Here is a 755-nt window from a genome sequence, read left to right on the forward strand (position 1 = left end):
CCCGGATGCTGGTGCGCCGCGAACAACCCCACCCGGGCGCGCAACCGCGCTTCACCGACCTCGACGGTTACCGCTACCAGCTGTTTGTCACCGACCTGCCCGATGCAGACCTGGCCTACCTGGAGGCGCTCTACCGTGGCCGTGGCCGGATGGAATGCGCCATCCGCGACCTGAAGGACACCGGGCTGGCCAACCTGCCCTCCCATGACTTCGCCATCAACAACGCGTGGCTGATGTTGGTGCTCATCGCCGCCGACTTGCTCGCCTGGACCAAAACGCTCTGCCTGGATGGTGCGCTGGCCATTGCCGAGCCCAAACGGCTGCGCTACACCCTGCTGCACACCGCCGGGGTGCTGGTGCGCTCGGCGCGGCGCACCACACTGCGGCTGGGCGCCAGCTGGCCCTGGGCCACCGACCTGCTCACCGCGTTCACCCGACTACCCGGATGGGTCGCAGTCCCCGGCTAAACAAACCCACACCACCCACAGGGGCCCCTCGGCGACACCCCCGAGGTAGTTGAAAGCTGTTTCCGCTCAACGATGCTGATACAGCACGCCGTGAATCGACCCACCAACAACCCGTCGAGGGTTAATCGGCTCAACCACATTGCAGCACGCGAGCTTGGCCGACCTCCACCGCACTCGACCCGAGCGGCAATACCCACACAATCACCTCTCTCCAGGCCCTACCGCAAAATCCGGGCTAGTGTGCCGCGCCATTAATTCGTTACATAATTGTAACGAATGAGCATCGGC

At 64.5% G+C, this 755-nt stretch carries 1 protein-coding gene; it reads left to right on the top strand.

All coding sequences use genetic code 11. From position 1 onward, the window contains the following. On the top strand, window positions 1-467 hold a 467-nt coding region (locus F6Q13_RS18490), incomplete at its 5' end, for a transposase (protein WP_293059641.1). Window positions 468-755 lie beyond the last annotated feature (288 nt).

It is taken from the genome of Mycobacterium sp. (assembly GCF_008709575.1).
Taxonomy (GTDB): Bacteria; Actinomycetota; Actinomycetes; order Mycobacteriales; family Mycobacteriaceae; genus Mycobacterium.